18 protein-coding genes are annotated in these 15,440 nt (G+C 61.6%); 9 read left to right on the forward strand and 9 right to left on the reverse strand.

All coding sequences use genetic code 11. From position 1 onward, the window contains the following. Positions 1-11 precede the first annotated feature (11 nt). Together ssuD and AC0JZ4_RS15175 are read right to left on the reverse strand one after the other, a co-directional pair. The gene (gene ssuD / locus AC0JZ4_RS15170; RefSeq protein WP_471887187.1) at positions 12-1,187 is read right to left on the reverse strand and encodes an FMNH2-dependent alkanesulfonate monooxygenase; all 1,176 of its coding nucleotides are present in this window, start codon (positions 1,185-1,187) and stop codon (positions 12-14) included. A 52-nt stretch (positions 1,188-1,239) separates the two neighbouring features. Continuing rightward, complete coding sequence (locus tag AC0JZ4_RS15175; RefSeq protein WP_471887188.1) at positions 1,240-2,208, reverse strand: aliphatic sulfonate ABC transporter substrate-binding protein; 969 nt, start codon at positions 2,206-2,208, stop codon at positions 1,240-1,242. A gap of 259 nt (positions 2,209-2,467) precedes the next feature. On the opposite strand from AC0JZ4_RS15175, the gene AC0JZ4_RS15180 reads away from it, so the two are divergent. Beyond that, positions 2,468-3,355, forward strand: a complete 888-nt coding sequence (locus AC0JZ4_RS15180; RefSeq protein WP_471887901.1) for an NAD(P)-dependent oxidoreductase — start codon at positions 2,468-2,470, stop codon at positions 3,353-3,355. An 85-nt stretch (positions 3,356-3,440) separates the two neighbouring features. Here AC0JZ4_RS15180 and AC0JZ4_RS15185 read toward each other — a convergent pair whose 3' ends face one another. From AC0JZ4_RS15185 to AC0JZ4_RS15195, 3 genes are read right to left on the reverse strand one after another with little or no spacing between them, the layout of a single operon-like run. Beyond that, positions 3,441-3,929 carry an Lrp/AsnC family transcriptional regulator gene (locus AC0JZ4_RS15185; protein WP_471887189.1) on the reverse strand — a complete coding sequence of 163 codons (489 nt, stop codon included), beginning with the start codon at positions 3,927-3,929 and terminating at the stop codon, positions 3,441-3,443. Between the two features lie 51 nt (positions 3,930-3,980). After that, a complete protein-coding gene (locus tag AC0JZ4_RS15190; RefSeq protein WP_471887190.1) occupies positions 3,981-4,628 on the reverse strand; it encodes a uracil-DNA glycosylase family protein in 648 nt (215 codons plus the stop codon). Further along, on the reverse strand, positions 4,625-5,188 hold the full coding sequence (locus tag AC0JZ4_RS15195) for a thermonuclease family protein (protein ID WP_471887191.1): 564 nt from the start codon (positions 5,186-5,188) through the stop codon (positions 4,625-4,627). Before AC0JZ4_RS15195 ends, AC0JZ4_RS15190 begins: the two co-directional genes overlap by 4 nt. A gap of 121 nt (positions 5,189-5,309) precedes the next feature. Between AC0JZ4_RS15195 and AC0JZ4_RS15200 the strand changes: the two genes are divergently transcribed. From AC0JZ4_RS15200 to AC0JZ4_RS15210, 3 genes are read left to right on the forward strand one after another with little or no spacing between them, the layout of a single operon-like run. Continuing rightward, positions 5,310-6,845: a sensor histidine kinase gene (locus tag AC0JZ4_RS15200; RefSeq protein ID WP_471887192.1), complete on the forward strand. Its 1,536-nt coding sequence runs from the start codon at positions 5,310-5,312 to the stop codon at positions 6,843-6,845. A 52-nt stretch (positions 6,846-6,897) separates the two neighbouring features. Next, on the forward strand, positions 6,898-7,236 hold the full coding sequence (locus AC0JZ4_RS15205) for a hypothetical protein (RefSeq protein ID WP_471887193.1): 339 nt from the start codon (positions 6,898-6,900) through the stop codon (positions 7,234-7,236). Beyond that, the gene (locus AC0JZ4_RS15210; RefSeq protein WP_471887194.1) at positions 7,233-7,388 is read left to right on the forward strand and encodes a type II toxin-antitoxin system RelE/ParE family toxin; all 156 of its coding nucleotides are present in this window, start codon (positions 7,233-7,235) and stop codon (positions 7,386-7,388) included. Before AC0JZ4_RS15205 ends, AC0JZ4_RS15210 begins: the two co-directional genes overlap by 4 nt. Before the next feature lie 356 nt (positions 7,389-7,744). Here the strand turns inward: AC0JZ4_RS15210 and AC0JZ4_RS15215 are convergent, their stop codons facing one another. Next, entirely contained in the window at positions 7,745-8,161 is a 417-nt protein-coding gene (locus AC0JZ4_RS15215) for a diacylglycerol kinase (RefSeq protein ID WP_471887902.1), read from the reverse strand. Next, positions 8,158-9,177, reverse strand: coding sequence for a nicotinate-nucleotide--dimethylbenzimidazole phosphoribosyltransferase (cobT, locus tag AC0JZ4_RS15220; RefSeq protein ID WP_471887195.1), 1,020 nt, complete (start codon positions 9,175-9,177; stop codon positions 8,158-8,160). Before cobT ends, AC0JZ4_RS15215 begins: the two co-directional genes overlap by 4 nt. 82 nt (positions 9,178-9,259) lie before the next feature. Here cobT and cobS point away from each other — a divergent pair, with 82 nt between their 5' ends. The 3 genes from cobS to AC0JZ4_RS15235 are packed head-to-tail and all read left to right on the forward strand — an operon-like array spanning position 9,260 to position 11,005. Further along, on the forward strand, positions 9,260-10,051 hold the full coding sequence (cobS, locus tag AC0JZ4_RS15225; protein WP_471887196.1) for an adenosylcobinamide-GDP ribazoletransferase: 792 nt from the start codon (positions 9,260-9,262) through the stop codon (positions 10,049-10,051). A gap of 19 nt (positions 10,052-10,070) precedes the next feature. Next, positions 10,071-10,307: a DUF1289 domain-containing protein gene (locus AC0JZ4_RS15230; RefSeq protein WP_471887197.1), complete on the forward strand. Its 237-nt coding sequence runs from the start codon at positions 10,071-10,073 to the stop codon at positions 10,305-10,307. Then, positions 10,304-11,005: a TIGR02281 family clan AA aspartic protease gene (locus AC0JZ4_RS15235; protein ID WP_471887198.1), complete on the forward strand. Its 702-nt coding sequence runs from the start codon at positions 10,304-10,306 to the stop codon at positions 11,003-11,005. The genes AC0JZ4_RS15230 and AC0JZ4_RS15235 overlap by 4 nt, the downstream gene beginning before the upstream one ends. Before the next feature lie 21 nt (positions 11,006-11,026). Here AC0JZ4_RS15235 and AC0JZ4_RS15240 read toward each other — a convergent pair whose 3' ends face one another. After that, positions 11,027-11,653, reverse strand: a complete 627-nt coding sequence (locus AC0JZ4_RS15240) for a TetR/AcrR family transcriptional regulator (RefSeq protein ID WP_471887199.1) — start codon at positions 11,651-11,653, stop codon at positions 11,027-11,029. A gap of 88 nt (positions 11,654-11,741) precedes the next feature. On the opposite strand from AC0JZ4_RS15240, the gene AC0JZ4_RS15245 reads away from it, so the two are divergent. Together AC0JZ4_RS15245 and AC0JZ4_RS15250 are read left to right on the forward strand one after the other, a co-directional pair. Next, complete coding sequence (locus AC0JZ4_RS15245; protein WP_471887200.1) at positions 11,742-12,515, forward strand: SDR family oxidoreductase; 774 nt, start codon at positions 11,742-11,744, stop codon at positions 12,513-12,515. Between the two features lie 469 nt (positions 12,516-12,984). Then, the gene (locus AC0JZ4_RS15250; protein WP_471887201.1) at positions 12,985-14,733 is read left to right on the forward strand and encodes a peptidoglycan D,D-transpeptidase FtsI family protein; all 1,749 of its coding nucleotides are present in this window, start codon (positions 12,985-12,987) and stop codon (positions 14,731-14,733) included. Here AC0JZ4_RS15250 and AC0JZ4_RS15255 read toward each other — a convergent pair. Continuing rightward, positions 14,727-15,344, reverse strand: coding sequence for a TetR-like C-terminal domain-containing protein (locus AC0JZ4_RS15255; protein ID WP_471887202.1), 618 nt, complete (start codon positions 15,342-15,344; stop codon positions 14,727-14,729). The two genes, AC0JZ4_RS15250 and AC0JZ4_RS15255, sit on opposite strands and share 7 nt — an antisense overlap. Between the last annotated feature and the right edge of the window lie 96 nt (positions 15,345-15,440).

The following is a 15,440-nucleotide window of genomic DNA, read 5'->3' on the forward strand; positions in this document are numbered from 1 at the left end:
GGCGCGAGTTGTCAGGATGCCGCAACGGCGCGGATGGTCGCGTGGCCGCCACCGCCGAAAAGCGGCTTGTCGGAGGCGAACTCGTTGCCGAAGCCTGCCCGCTGTTCCTCGCGCGTCAGCCCCAGTTCCGGGAACAGCAGCTCCGCGACCCGGTAAGCCTCCTCAAGATGCGGATAACCCGATCCGATCACCGTCTCGATGCCGAGGTCCTGGTATTCTCTGAGACGCGCCGCCACCGTCTTCGGCGAGCCGACCAGTGCCGTGCCGGCGCCCGAGCGCACCAGCCCGATCCCGGCCCAAAGATTGGGCGAGACTTCAAGGCTGTCGCGCCGGCCGTTATGCAATGCCGCCATGCGCCGCTGGCCGACCGAGTCGGAATCCTTGGCGAAATGCGCCTGTGCCTTGGCGATCGTCTCGTCCGAAAGTTTGGAGATCAGCCGGTCTGCCGCTTCCCACGCTTCCTCGTCCGTCTCGCGCACGATGAAATGCAGGCGGATACCGAAGGACACGTCCCTGCCCCGCTTTTCGGCCGCGGCGCGCACGGCCTTGATCTTTTCCTCGACCTGCTCCGGTGGCTCCCCCCAGGTGAGGTACTTGTCGCCGCGCCCGGCAAAGAAATCGATGCCGGCATCCGACGAGCCGCCGAAATAAAGCGGCGGGCGCGGTTGCTGGATGGTCGGGAATCCGAGCTTGGCCCCCTTCGCCTTGATGTGCTTGCCGTCGAGATCCGCATGGCCGGTGGTCACCAGATCCTCGAAAACCTGGAAAAATTCCTCGGCATGAGCATAGCGCTCGTCATGCTCGAGAAAGATCCCGTCACCCGCCAGTTCCGATGGATTGCCACCGACGACGATGTTGAGCAGCAGCCTGCCATTCGTCACCCGGTCGAGCGCCGCCGCCAGCCGTGCGTAATAGGCCGGAGCCGCCGTTCCGGGACGGATCGCCACGAGGAATTTCAGCTTCTCCGTGAACGGCGCCAGCGATGCGGCCGTCACGAAGGATTCCTCGCAGGAAACGCCGGTCGGCAGAAGCACGCCGGAAAACCCGAGCCGGTCGACGGTCTGCGCCAGCTCGCGCAGGTAGCGGTTTTCCGGCGGCCGGTTCAGCTCGCTGCCGCCGAGATAGCTGCCGTCACCGCCGGTCGGGATGAACCAGAGAAAATCGATCGGTTTCTTTTGATCGGTCATGATGAAAATCCTTTGTTCCGCACCGCGCGTGTCAGGGCAATTCGCCGCCAGCTCAGCTCGCCTTCGGCCGCCAGACGATCTCGCTGATGTCGAGCTTGCGCGGGATGATCTTGAGATCGAAGAACTCGTCGGCCAGTGCCTGCTGGTACTGCACGGCGGCATCCGGCACGGTCGACACGGCACCGAGATCGGCCCCGCGGCGCGACAGAACCACGTTCGTCACCTTTTCCGGAACGCCTGTAATCGACGCGATCGCCTTCACCGTTTCGTCGAAATTCGACTGCGCCGCACCACCCACCTTCTTCAACTCGTCGATCACCTCGACGATCAGCTCGCCATTTTCGGCGGCGAAATCGCCATTGCCGAGGAAGTAACTCCAGGAGTCGACGATGCCTTCCGCCGTCGTCAGCACCCGCGTATTCGCATCTGCCTCGGCGATTGCCGTATACGGGTCCCAGATCGACCAGGCATCGATGGAGCCGTTCTTGAATGCGGCGGCCGCATCCGGCGGCGCGAGGTCGAGCTGGGTGACGTCTGCCGGCGAAAGCCCACCCTTGCGCAGAACCTTGACGGCCACGTTATGGGCGCTCGAACCGCGCTTGAAGGCAAGCCGCTTTCCCTTCAGGTCCTCGATCGACTGGATGGGGCTATCCTTGTGCACCAGGACGGCCGATCCCTGGGAACTGCCGCGATAGGTGCCGACATAGAGAAGATTGCCGCGTGCGGCCTGGGCAAACAGCGGCGGTACATCGCCGGTCGGGCCGAAGTCGAGCGCGCCGGCGCCAAGCGCCTCGAGAAGCGGCGGACCCGAGGTGAATTCCGACCAGGTCACCGTGATGCCGCGATCGGCAAACCTCTTCTCCAGAGCCCCCTGGCTTTTCGCCAGCGCCAGCACGCCGTTCTTCTGCCAGCCGATGCGCAGCTCCTTGGCCGCTGCCCGCGCCTTGCCGGCGATCGGCAGGGTGCCTATCGCAGCTGCCGCACCGATGAGACCAAGTGTCTGTCTGCGTGAAATTGCCATGGGAGTGTCCCTTTCCCTTCTCCGTCACCAGCCATGCTCGCCATGGCCGGCATCCCTTCGATAAGGAAATGCTCCCATACTCTATCGAATTGGTCGACATTCCATTGTTTCAAAGAAACCCGGCAGAGTGAGATTTCATTTCTCTTTTTTGGCGGGATCGGAATGCAAAACTGCTAAACCTCAATTCCCTACCGCATCGCGAAAAATCATTTTCGCTTTGCGGCAACCCCTCTTTGTTCTAATCCTCAGGCAGCAAAGAATCTGGAGGTTCGGCATGGCGAAAGTGGCATTCATCGGTCTTGGCGTGATGGGGTTTCCCATGGCGGGGCACCTCAAGGAAAAAGGCGGCCACGACGTAACCGTCTATAACCGTACCGCCGCCAGGGCGGCAGAATGGGCAAAGAAGTTCGGCGGTTCGACCGGCGCCACCCCGGCCCAGGCCGCGAAAGATGCCGATTTCGTCTTCACCTGCGTCGGCAACGACGACGATCTCCGCTCGGTGACGGTGGGCGAGAACGGTGTCTTCTCGGGCATGAAGTCCGGCGCGATCCTGATCGACAACACGACCGCCAGCGCCGAAGTCGCCCGCGAACTGGACGCCGCGGCGAAGGAAAAGGGCTTGAGCTTCATCGACGCCCCCGTCTCGGGCGGCCAGGCAGGCGCCGAAGGCGGCGTACTGACCGTGATGTGCGGTGGCGATCAGGCAACCTTCGACAAGGCAAAACCCGTCATCGACGCCTTTGCCCGTATGGTCGGTCTGATGGGGCCGGTCGGCGCCGGCCAGCTGACCAAGATGATGAACCAGATCTGCATAGCAGGCATCGTTCAGGGCCTTTCGGAATCGATCCATTTCGGCAAGCAGTCCGGCCTGGACATCGAAAAGGTCATCGAGGTGATTTCCAAGGGCGCTGCGGGCTCATGGCAGATGGAAAACCGCCACAAGACCATGGAGCAGGGCAAGTATGATTTCGGCTTCGCCGTCGACTGGATGCGCAAGGACCTCGACATCGTCCTGACCGAAGCCCGCCGCAACGGCGCCAAACTGCCGCTGACGGCGCTGGTCGACCAGTTCTACGGCGATGTGCAGGCGATGGGCGGCAATCGTTGGGATACATCCTCGCTGCTCGCAAGGCTTGAGCGCAAATAGCATTGGAAACGCAGAAAGGGCCTCACCGGAGGCCCTTTCCTTTAATTCCTCGAGACCTTCTGATAGCCCGAAGTGGCCGTGCCGCTCAGTCCTCGCCGGACTTGTTGCTGTCGATCATCATGTAGTCGAGCGGCAGTTCGGTCGTGTACTTGATCTGCTCCATGGCGAAGACGGAGGATACGTCGCGGATCTCGATCTTCGCGATCAACCGCTTGTAGAAGGCGTCATAGGCGGCGATATCAGGCACGACGACGCGCAGCAGGTAATCGACGTCACCGCTCATGCGGTAGAACTCCACAACCTCCGGGAACTCGACGACGACTTCGGAAAAACGCTTCAGCCATTCGATCGAGTGGCTGGCGGTCCGGATCGAGACGAAGACGGTGACCTTGGTGTTGACCTTGCCCGGATCGAGCAGCGCCACACGACGGCGGATGACGCCATCCTCTTCCATCTTCTGGATACGGCGCCAGCACGGCGTCGTCGACAGACCGACCTTCTTGGCGAGATCCGCAACTGCGAGCGTGGAATCCTCCTGCAGAATACGCAGGATCTTGCGGTCAAGACGGTCCATTGAAAGTCCCCTTCGAAATGATTTTCCACTTATAGCGCTCTTTTGGCGCAGTTAACCGAAATTCTTTCCGCGCATCAAGCTATCCACAACCCGCCTCAGGACAGGTAGCACATCCTCGCCGAACCAAGGGTTGTTTTTCAGCCACGCCGTATTGCGCCAACTCGGATGCGGTAGCGGCAGGATGCGCGGCCCATCGTTGACGAGAAAATACTCCCGCCAGCTCCTCACCGTTTCCGTCATGCTCTTTTTTCGGCGCGCCCCCAGATGCCACGCCGCCGCATACTGGCCGATGACGATGATCGTATCGATCTGCGGCATCGCCGCCATCACCTCATTCCGCCACGCCGGCGCACATTCGCGCCGCGGCGGCAGATCGTTTCCCTTCGCGTCATAACCGGGAAAACAAAAGCCCATCGGCACGATCGCCAGACGGCCGGGATCATAGAATTCCTCGCGTGTCGCGCCCATCCAGTCGCGCAGGCGGTTGCCGGATGCGTCGTTGAAAGGAAGTCCGCTTTCATGCACCTTCAATCCCGGGGCCTGCCCCGCCAGAAGCAGCCGCGCGGTGGAAGACAGGACCGCCACCGGCCTCGGCTCATGCGGCAGTGGCCTTGCCTGTGTCGGATGATCGCGACAGATACGACAGCGGCCGATCGCAGCACTCAATGAACCGACATCGATGCCGCGATATTCGGTCAAGAGAACAGACCTTTCAGCCAGTCGAGCAACGAGCCACCCTCGCCGTCATCCCGCTCAGCTTCAAGCCCCTTTGACGCACGAAAGGCGCGCGGGCTCTCAAATTCTCCAGCCCAGACACCCGCCCGCTCCGCCTGTGCCGCGGCCTCCTCGCCGACATGTTCGCCCGCCGCAACCGCCATGCCCTTGCGAACCATGGTGGCGTTGATATCGACCGCACCGGACTGGCAGCGCACCAGCATCCGGCCATAGCGATCCCTGGAACTGCCGGCGCATTCAGCCTGCGCCGAATTCGCCATGGCGGCCAGCGCCTCGCGAGCGGCGTCGCCGCAGGCCCAGACAGCATCGCCCGCGCCGCAGCGCTGCTCCGCTTCCGGCGCATCGATACCGATCAGACGCAGTCGTTCCGCGCCGGCCGCAAGCGTGTCGCCATCGATGGCGAAGAATGGGCCGACAATGCGCGCGTCATCGTCTAGATCGATCTTTGCGATGATCATGGAGGCAAGGATCAGGAAGGCACCGAAGAACAGGCCGTCCTTCAGGATCTTGGTCAGTCGGGTCACAATGCGGCCTTAATCAACAACGGAAGCTTCAGGGAAATGGCAAACAAAACCTTTCCCGGCAGTATCTTCTTAAGGTTTGGAACATAAGCTCTCAATCATCGGAGACAGTAGTTCACAATCAATGCGTAGCGGCGTCAGCACCTCGACCGACAAGAACATCGTTGATCGATCCCGCGGCAACCGCAACAAGGCGGTGTCGAAGACCATCCGCGCGACACGCGAACGTCTCCAGCTCAGCAACAGCGGCAATCAGGCCTTCGACCGCGAAATGCTGTCGCTGCATGTGACCGCCGTCCTCCAATCCGCGTCGATCACGCCCTTCTTCGTCGCGCTCGTCACCGCCATCGGCATGTATATGTCGCCGAGCGCCGATCTCATCGGCTGGGCGCTGCTCATGCTGTCGCTGCATGCGATCAACCTGCTCCTCTCCCGCCGTTTCTCCCGCAAGGAGATCACCGCGGCGGAAACGGAAAAATGGCGCCGCCGCCTTCTTCTGTCGCAGGTTCTCGTCTGCGTCGGCTGGGCGGCATTCGCACTGCAATCCTGCGACGCCTGCGGCGGCGACGGTTTCTATTTCTACAAGGGCGCCGTGCTTCTCTTCGCCATCTCCATCACGGCGATGAGTTCCTTCATGCTGCGCCAGAGCATTCTGATCGGCTTTGTGCCGATGGTGGCAGCGCTGCTCGTCAACGCCGCTCTGTCGCGCCATCCGCTTGAAATCGGCATGACCGCGATCTGCGCCACCGCCGTCGTCTTCTTCCACTATATCGGCGATCGCCTCTACCGTTCCAACCTGACCCTGATAGCCTACCAGTCGGAAAAGGACGACCTGATCGCCGAGCTTGAAGTGGCGAAATCGATGTCGGACGAGGCGCGGCGCCGTGCCGAGGAAGCCAACCTCGCAAAATCCCGCTTCCTCGCCTCGATGTCGCACGAGTTGCGCACGCCGCTCAACGCCATTCTCGGCTTTTCCGAGGTGATGAGTTCGGAAGTGCTCGGCCCCCTGCCGAACCCGACCTACAAGGAATATGCCGGCGACATCCATCATTCGGGCGAGCACCTCCTCAACCTGATCAACGAGATCCTCGACCTCTCCCGTATCGAGGCGGGCCGTTATGACCTGAGCGAGGATTCGCTGTCGCTTCTGGAAGTCGCCGAGGATTGCATCGGCATGGTGCAGCTGCGCGCCCGCGCCAAGAACATCACCATCCGGCCACAGTTCGAGCCAGACATGCCGCATGTCTGGGCCGACGAGAAATCTATACGCCAGGTCATGCTCAACCTTCTGTCCAACGCCGTCAAATTCACCAACCAGGGCGGCGACGTCACCGTCAAGGTCGGGTGGACGGCCGGCGGCGGCCAGTATGTGGCCATAAAGGACAATGGCCCCGGCATCCCCGAAGAGGAGATCCCGATCGTGCTTTCCGCCTTCGGCCAGGGTTCGATCGCGATCAAGAGCGCCGAACAGGGCACCGGCCTCGGCCTGCCGATCGTCCAGGCGATCCTTGCCAAGCATGACGGCCAGTTCGTGCTGCGCTCCAAGCTGCGCGAAGGCACAGAAGCGATCGCCATCCTGCCGGCCACCCGCGTGATGCAGAGCCTGCCTGCCGTGGCCGACACCACCGCCATCGAAAAACGCCGCCGAAGCTTCGCCTGACACGCCTCAAAGTTCGCTTCCGAAAGCCTGCATTCGCGGGCATAATTGCGAAATGACCACACTTCTCGACATGGCCATAGATGCCTCGCGCGAACTGCAGGACGAACTCGCTCGCATCATGCTGACCTTCGTCAATGACGGACAGGAGGTGTATCAGCTGACGCCTGAGGAGGAGGCAGACCTCGACGAGGCGTTGCGAGAGGCCGAGCGCGGCGAAGTCGTGGAGGAGGAAGACGTACACGCCATGCTTGTTGAAGTTCCAGCAGTGACCGTTCGATTTGCCGCACGCTCGTCGCGTCAGATCGAGGAGGCAATGACGTATATCCGCCAGCACTCCCCAAAGCGCGCAGACAATGTGTCTCGACGATTACCGAAGCGATCGACCTGTTGACCGAGCAGCCGAGAGCTGGGCAACAGACATCGAAGTCGCAGGTCCGTCGCCTTGGGCTGCATCCATTTCCATATATACTTCTCTATCGTGTATTACGAAATGGCGATGTTACGGTTCTACAATTCGGACATGCCGCGCGCCAGCCGGAATAGCGGCAATAGAAAGCCACAATCAATCGTTTGCGGCATCGCGCCTGTTCCCATCATCGATCCCTGAGGCCATGGCACCGCCTCTCCTGCTCAGCGCACCCGATCCTGATCCTCTGCCCGGCCGCCCATGAGTTGGCATGGTCGGCCATGTGAAAGACGCGCTCGTTTACCGCTCCGTCCTCGACAATCCGGACGACCCAACAACTGTCACGCTCGAAAACTTCGACCTTGTTCTCAGACAACCTGATCGATTCCGCCCCGTTGAAAACATGACAAATGCTAATTTTCGAGATATTGGGCGTCCACCCCAAAACTTACGCCCTAGCTTCACACGGGCGTGAATGTGTGCTGCGCGTGGATCAGACAACGTCCGCCACGACAAGTGTCCGGAAAAGCACGAAGAGGACGAACAGCCCGTTGACGAAGAGAAGGCAGAAGACGGCGAAGGAGCCGAGGTCCTTCGCATGGCGCCCGACGGTGGAGATCTCCGGCGAGATCCGGTCGACCAGTTCCTCAATCGCCGTATTCAGCGCCTCGACGGCAAACAGGCTCAGCATCAGGATGACGAAGATCAGATAGTCGATAGCGGCGGCCCCGACCGCCGCAAACAGCACGACACCGAGGGCAAACGCGATCGCCTCGTGGCGAAACGCCTCCTCCCGCCACAGCCTCTGCAGCCCTTGCATGGAATATCGTGTCGCCGCGATGATGCGCCGGACGCCGCTCGCTCTCTCGATATTGCTGTCGAGCGGCGTCTTTTCCGTCAAAGCCCTCAGGCCTCCTTGTTGGTGACGCCCGCCTGGGCGAAGGTCGCCATGCCTGAATGGCAGGCGGCTGCAGACTTGACGATACCGGCCGCAAGTGCGGCCCCCGTACCTTCGCCAAGCCGCATGCCGAGCGCCAGAAGCGGCGTCTTGCCGAGCTTTTCGATCGACAACAAATGCCCCGGCTCGCCGGAGACATGGCCGATCAGGCAATGGTCGATAGCCGAAGGATTGATCGCCTTGAGGATCGCCGCCGCCGCCGTCACCACATAGCCGTCGAGCAGAACCGGGATCTTCTCCATACGTGCGGCAAGGATGGCACCGGCGATCGCTGCGATCTCGCGGCCGCCGAGGCGGCGCAGGATTTCCAGCGGATCGTTGAGGTGGTCCTTGTGCAGCTCCACCGCCTGTTTGACGATGGCGATCTTGCGGGCCATCAGCTCGCCATGCGAGCCGGTACCCGGCCCGACCCAGTCTTCTGCCTCGCCGCCATAGAGCGCCAGGTTGATCGCCGCCGCGATCGTCGTGTTGCCGATGCCCATTTCGCCGAGGCACAGAAGATCGGTGCCGCCGGCAATCGCCTCCATGCCGAAAGCCATGGTGGCGGCGCAGTCGCGCTCGGAAAGCGCCGCTTCGGTGGCGATGTCACCGGTCGGGTAATCGAGCGCCAGATCGAAGATCTTCAACCCCAGGTCGTGGGTCACGCAGATCTGGTTGATCGCCGCGCCACCTGCGGCGAAATTCTCCACCATCTGCTGGGTCACCGAGGAGGGATAGGGCGTGATGCCGTGCTTCGTCACGCCATGGTTTCCGGCAAAGATCGCCACGAGCGGGCGATTGACCGCCGGCGCCCTGCCCGTCCATGCGGCCAGCCAGTAGGCGATTTCCTCCAGCCGTCCGAGCGAACCGGGGGGCTTGGTCAGCTGCGCGTCGCGCTCGCGCGCATCCACCAGCGCCCGCGGGTCCGGCCCCGGCAGGTTGGCGATGAGGTTGCGGAAATCGTCGAAAGGCAGGCCGCTCAAACTCATGGATAGTCTCTCTGCTTCTGACCGGCCCACTTGTGTTTGCCGGCAAATCACGCTTGTTTGCGCACTTCTTAATCGCCTAGCCGTGGAGCGACAACTGCCAAACGCGACGGATTTCATTGCCGACCTCGCCCGCTCGGTCGCATTCCTGAGCCGCATCCCCGTGCCGGACCGGTTTTTCCTTGGCCAAACCGGCTCGTTCTCCCGCACCGTGCGCGCCTTTCCGCTCGCCGGAATGTTGATCGCGGTCGCCCCCGCGCTGGTTCTCTACGTTCTATCGCCGGTCGGTGACACGCTCGTGGCAGTGTTGATCGCGCTGACCGTCATGACGCTCCTGACCGGCGCACTGCACGAAGACGGGCTGGCCGATGCCGCCGATGGCCTCGGCGGCGGCCGCGACAGGGAACACGCTCTGATCATCATGAAGGATAGCCGCATCGGCGCCTACGGGGTCGTCGCGCTCATCCTCTCGTTTGCGCTGCGCGCCGCGGCCCTTTCGGCACTCGCCCGCGTCGACGCGAGCCTCGCCGCCGTCGCCTTCCTCGCAGCCGCCGCCGTGAGCCGCGCCGCGATGATCTGGCACTGGAGCGCCCTACCGTCGGCCCGCGAAACCGGTGTCGCGGCCTCCGTCGGCACCCCCGAGCCTGCCGCCCGCACCGTCGCGCTCGCCACCGGCGGTCTGATAGGCCTCGTCTTCATCGGCTCGCATCTCGGCATCGCGACCGGCCTCGTCGCCATCGCCATCGCGTCCTGTGCCGCCTTCGGCTTCACCCGCTTCGTTCGCGGCAAACTCGGCGGCCATACCGGCGATACGATCGGCGCCACCCAACAAATCTGCGAGATCGCGCTTCTCGCCGCCCTTGCGATCATCGCCTGAACCGCCGATATAATTGTCCATGATCTCGCCCTGCACTCTCGTCTGTTCGATCGACGCCAGGACCGGCTACTGCTTCGGCTGCGGCCGCACGCGCGACGAGATCGGCGGCTGGATCTCCTATTCCGACACGGAGCGCCAAACGATCATGGCCGCCCTGCCCGCCCGGCTCGAAACGGTCGAGAGAAAACCCCGCCGCGAAACGCGCCGGCGCCGGCTGGCCGCCGTTCAGGACAGTGAAGGAAGACAGGACCCATGAACGCCCTGAACGTGATCCTCCTCGTGCTCGGCGCAGGCCTGGCGCTGCTCGTCTTCAACCACGAGAGCGGTCAGACATTCGGCATCGCCAACGACGATTTCGGCCAGCTGATCTACATGATCCCGATTGCCGGCCTGCTTGCCGCCGGCCTGCTCGCCGGACGCCGCGGAAACATGGGCGAAGTGCTGCGCAACCTGGCGATCTGGCTCGTCATCATCATGGGCCTCGTCGCTGCCTATCTCTACCGCAACGATGCCGGCCAGTTCGCCGGCCGCATGGTCGCCGGCCTCGTTCCCGGCCGCGCCGTCGTCGTCAATGGGCCGGACGGCCAGGAAGTGATCCTCCAGAAGTCGCTCGGCGGCCATTTCCAGGCGGATGTTCTGGTCGATGGCAAAACCATACCGATGCTGGTCGATACGGGTGCCAGCAGCGTCGTCCTGTCCTTCGACGATGCTGCCGCCATCGGCATCGATACGAATACGCTTGCCTATACCGTCCGCGTCATGACCGCCAACGGCGCCGCCATGGCCGCCCCCGTCCGCCTCAACGAGATCGCCATCGGCCCGATCACCAGAACCGGTGTCCGCGCCATGGTGGCACAGGATGGAATGCTGAGCGAAAGCCTTCTCGGCATGAGTTTTCTATCGACGCTCAGTTCGCTGCAGATGCAGACGGACGAGCTAAGGCTCAGAGACTAGGCCTCGTCGGTCGCCGGCGTTCTACCCCTGACGGCCGTTCGTCTTGCCCGGCCATGCAGACAACGCCACATCCACCAGACGCTTCAGCCTCACGGTACAGGCGCCGTCGCAGGCCTGCGCCGACATGCCCTGCACGACCGCGCCATAGAAACGCGCCAGCGTGTCGGTATCGGTGCCCTCCGGAAGCTCCCCCTCGGTCGCCGCCCGGTCGAAGCGCGCCTTGAGGCACTGGACCGACGCCTCCCGGCGGGCAGCAGTCGTCTGCGCCACAGTCTCGTTTTCCTCCGCATGCTGCAGCACCGCCGTCGAGACGATGCAGCCGCGCGGGTTTTCGGGATTGGAGATGCCTTCCGCGACGTCATGGAGAAAGAAGGCAAGCGCGTCATAGGCCGGCATACCGCCGCCCATCGCGTCGTTGCGCCGCCGGCTCTCCCGTTCGATCGTCCGATCGAGCGCCTGACGGTAAAGCTCCTCCTTCGAACCGAAGGCCGCATAAAGCGACGGCGGCGTCACCCCCATTGCCTGCGTCAGGTCCGAAATCGAGGTTCCCTCATAGCCGCGCTCCCAAAACAGACGGGCTGCGATGTCCAGGCCGGATTCCCGATCCAGCACTCTCGGCCTCCCCCGTTTGCGAACTGGCTCAGACATTTTATATCGATCCCTACATTAATATTGACAAACACCGTCTGCAATTAATATATCGATCACTACGATAAATCGCAACGGAGTAAAAAACATGACCAAGAGACTGGCGAACAAGGCTGCCCTGATCACGGGCGGCTCCCGCGGCATCGGCAAGGCGATCGCACTCTCCTTCGCCCGCGAAGGCGCAGCCCTCGTTGGCGTTCACTACGGCAACAATGCCGAAGCGGCACAGCGCACGATCGACGAAATCGAGGCGCTCGGCGCAAAGGCGGTCGCGATCCATGCAGACCTCAAACAGGGCAAGCAGGCAGCCGACAGCATCTGGGAACAGTTCCAGACGGCCGCGACCAAGATCATCGGAGAACCGAATCTCGACATCCTCGTCAACAATGCCGGCATCGCCCACGCCCTGTCGCTCACCCAGACGACGGAAGACATCTATGACGACCTGATGGCGATCAACGTCAAGGCGCCCTTCTTCCTCATCCAGGCCGTCGCCGATCACATCCGCAACGACGGACGCATCATCAACATATCGACCGGCTTCACCCGTGTCGCCGCCCCCACCCATCCGGCCTATGCGTCGACCAAGGGCGCGATCGAAACCCTGACGCTGGCGCTTGCCCCGGAATTCGGTCCGCGCGGCATCACCGTCAACGCCGTCCTGCCCGGCGTCACGGCGACCGACATGAATGCCGAATGGCTGGCCGATCCTCAAGCACGGGCCGGCGCCGAAGCGATGTCCGCCTTCGGCCGCCTCGGCCACCCGGATGACATCGCCGACGTCGTCACCTTCCTCGCCTCGAACGAAGCCCGATGGACAACCGGCCAGCGCATCGACGCAACCGGCGGCGCTCGCCTCTAACGACAGCTTCGGCGATTGCCTAGGCGGCAATCGCCGAAGGTCCCGGGCTGATATGCGCCCGGACGAAAAAACACACCCGCCATTCACGGACACCGGCGCGAACAGGGTTGCCCTCCGGCATAGCACCAAGGCGATCCCGGCGCGATCGGCACCGAAACCGCTGCTTGCCTGAACGGTCTGCTTCAAGACCGCCGACAGAGCCCCGGACTGGGAATCGACACCTGCTTGAGTGAGGATGATCGCTCTCGGCGCGATGCGGACTTTTGCGCAATCGACACTCTCGATTTAAGCCTTGACCACATCCCGAGTCCAAGAGTATGCGGCGGCGAATTCAAATGCGATTTCTGTTGCGTTAACACTTTGCTAGGCCCTAATGCCACAAAAAGAGCATTAAGATTCGTTTTCGCAAGCCGCCAGTAAACGAGCCCCGTCGGGCTCGTGACCGCGGCTGCACTGAAGCCCGAGCCGCATGATCGCCTTTATCCTCGCCCGCAAACGCCGTGCTCATATCGGCTTCGCCAAAACTACCAACCGAAGTCTGCTTGGTACCGCGTTCTCGCGACAGAAGCAGGCTCGGCGCAGGCTCGTGATACTCATCGGAGGGTTTGCCCTCTTCTATCTGGTGATCGCGCTTCGGCTGTTTCAGTATGGTCTCGTGTCGCCGCTGACAACGGCATCGATTGGTCCGAGCGACCACTATGCGGCGTCGCGCCCCGATATCGTTGACCGCAACGGCGAGCTATTGGCAACGGACCTCAACATGGTCTCCCTGTATGCAGAGCCGCGACGCATTGTCGATGCCGATGAGGTCGTCGAAAAGCTGGCAACTGTGATGCCGGCAATCGATTGGTCCGACATTCATAGGAAACTGAAGTCGAGAACCGCATTTCAATGGCTGAAGCGGCAACTGACACCGCGACAGCAAGCAGACATCATGAAGCTGGGCATCCCAGGCATCGGTTTTCGCCCGGAAAAACGTCGCTTCTATCCCGGAGGACGGACAGCGGCTCACATCCTCGGGCATGTCAACGTCGATAACCAGGGGCTTGCAGGCCTAGAGCGATATATCGACCGCCAGGGGGTCGCCGATCTCCGCGCCTTGGGCATGACGGGTAGCGACTCATTGACTCCTGTGCAGCTCTCTATCGATCTGCGGGTACAAAGTATCGTCGACAGCATCGTCGCCGATGCGATGACGAATTACCAGGCCGAAGCAGCGGGTGCCGTGATCCTCGACGCCAATACCGGTGAGGTTGTCGCCATGGCGTCGGTGCCTGACTACGACCCCAATGAGCCGACCCGGCTGCTGCCGGACGGGAGCATCGACAAGGACTATGAGAAGGGCTGGTTCAATCGCATTACCAACGCCACCTTCGAAATGGGATCGACTTTCAAGAGCTTTACGCTGGCCATGGGCCTGGACATGAACAAGGTCAGCCTGAACTCGGTGATGGACGCTACCAAGCCCATACGGATGGGCGGCTTCACAATTCGGGATGATCACGCTCAAGGCCGTCGGCTCACAATTCCTGAGGTATTCCAATACTCCTCGAACATCGGCACGGCAGCGGTCGCATCCATGGTGGACATTCCGGATCATCAAGCTTTCTTGACGAAGCTGGGATTGCTGTCGAAGATGTCGACAGAACTGCCGGAGGTAGCGACGCCGACGCAACCCAAAACCTGGAGGAAGATCAACCAGGTCACAATCTCCTTTGGGCACGGCGTTGCAACGACGCCGCTTCAGACCGCAGTTGCCGGAGCCGCACTGATGAACGGCGGGAAGCTCATATCGCCGACGTTCCTGAAGCGGACAGTTGAGGAAGCGAACGCTGCCGCTGTGCAGGTCATCAAGCCCGAAACCAGTTCCAGCATGCGTTATCTGTTTCACTGGAATGGTGTGAAAGGGTCGGGTCGCAACGCACTCGTACCGGGCTTGAATGTCGGCGGCAAAACCGGGACAGCCGACAAGGTCATCAATGGCCGCTACGCCGCTCACCTGAACTTCAACGCATTCCTAGCGGGATTCCCGATCGACCAACCACGCTATGTGGTGCTGACAATTATCGACGCGCCTCTCACAGGACAGAATGGAGGCCGGACAGCTGCATTCACGGCAGCCCCTATGGCGAAAAAGATCATAGAAAGGACGGCCTCCCTGCTTGGCGTTCAACCCAAGTTTGGAGACGGAAATGCGCATTTGCTGATGAATTATTGAGGATCGTTTTCGTAGAGAACGTAATCGCGGATGGAGGGCTGGTTCTTGAACGAAAGTGTCACGCCTTTCGAGCTGAGGGCGTTGTCGATAAGTTCGAGTTGATAGCCTTTCGAGATCGTCTGCCCCGTGAAAAAGATACGGTAGACGATGGGTGCGAAGATCATGTCCATGAGACGATCCGGGTCCGGTACAGGTTCACCACGTCCCTCGCATCGGTCACACAGACATACGAGGTTTTGGAATGTGTAACCTGCGGCCGTTTGGGCGACCCTCACATTGGTGAAGCGCTCGCGCAGCAACGTGTGGCCTGGCCCGGATGAAATGTCGTCAACCAACTGTTCCAGCCAGATCTCCAGATCTCCCTGGAACGATCCCGTATTTTTTGGAATGCTGTCAGGCAAAAAACGTTCACTGGCCACGTCTTCCAACAGCTTCTGCAAGGTTTCCCATCGACGGTAGATTGTGGACGGTGGAACCTCGGCGCGAACGGCAATCATGGCGACTGACAATTCCCGGCCGGGTTCTTCCGCCATAAGTGTCTTGACGGCTTTGTGCACGGCGATCTGAATACGTTCGCTACGGCCGCCGGGACGAATCAGGGTTCGGGCCATGGATACTTCCTGTTGCTGTCAGGGTCTCCTATCACATGGGCTTTTGTAGCCAAACCCTCGATTAGATGTGAATGACCGCAATTGGCGCAAGGCCGC

It is taken from the genome of [Rhizobium] kunmingense (genome assembly GCF_977018605.1).

Bases quoted from the DNA above. Each gene is read 5' to 3' on its own strand.
- ssuD (WP_471887187.1), bottom strand. From the start codon at position 1,187: ATGACCGATCAAAAGAAACCGATCGATTTTCTCTGGTTCATCCCGACC.
- AC0JZ4_RS15175 (WP_471887188.1), bottom strand. From the start codon at position 2,208: ATGGCAATTTCACGCAGACAGACACTTGGTCTCATCGGTGCGGCAGCT.
- AC0JZ4_RS15185 (WP_471887189.1), bottom strand. From the start codon at position 3,929: ATGGACCGTCTTGACCGCAAGATCCTGCGTATTCTGCAGGAGGATTCC.
- AC0JZ4_RS15200 (WP_471887192.1), top strand. From the start codon at position 5,310: ATGCGTAGCGGCGTCAGCACCTCGACCGACAAGAACATCGTTGATCGA.
- AC0JZ4_RS15205 (WP_471887193.1), top strand. From the start codon at position 6,898: ATGACCACACTTCTCGACATGGCCATAGATGCCTCGCGCGAACTGCAG.
- cobT (WP_471887195.1), bottom strand. From the start codon at position 9,177: ATGAGTTTGAGCGGCCTGCCTTTCGACGATTTCCGCAACCTCATCGCC.
- AC0JZ4_RS15230 (WP_471887197.1), top strand. From the start codon at position 10,071: ATGATCTCGCCCTGCACTCTCGTCTGTTCGATCGACGCCAGGACCGGC.
- AC0JZ4_RS15235 (WP_471887198.1), top strand. From the start codon at position 10,304: ATGAACGCCCTGAACGTGATCCTCCTCGTGCTCGGCGCAGGCCTGGCG.
- AC0JZ4_RS15240 (WP_471887199.1), bottom strand. From the start codon at position 11,653: ATGTCTGAGCCAGTTCGCAAACGGGGGAGGCCGAGAGTGCTGGATCGG.
- AC0JZ4_RS15245 (WP_471887200.1), top strand. From the start codon at position 11,742: ATGACCAAGAGACTGGCGAACAAGGCTGCCCTGATCACGGGCGGCTCC.
- AC0JZ4_RS15250 (WP_471887201.1), top strand. From the start codon at position 12,985: ATGATCGCCTTTATCCTCGCCCGCAAACGCCGTGCTCATATCGGCTTC.
- AC0JZ4_RS15255 (WP_471887202.1), bottom strand. From the start codon at position 15,344: ATGGCCCGAACCCTGATTCGTCCCGGCGGCCGTAGCGAACGTATTCAG.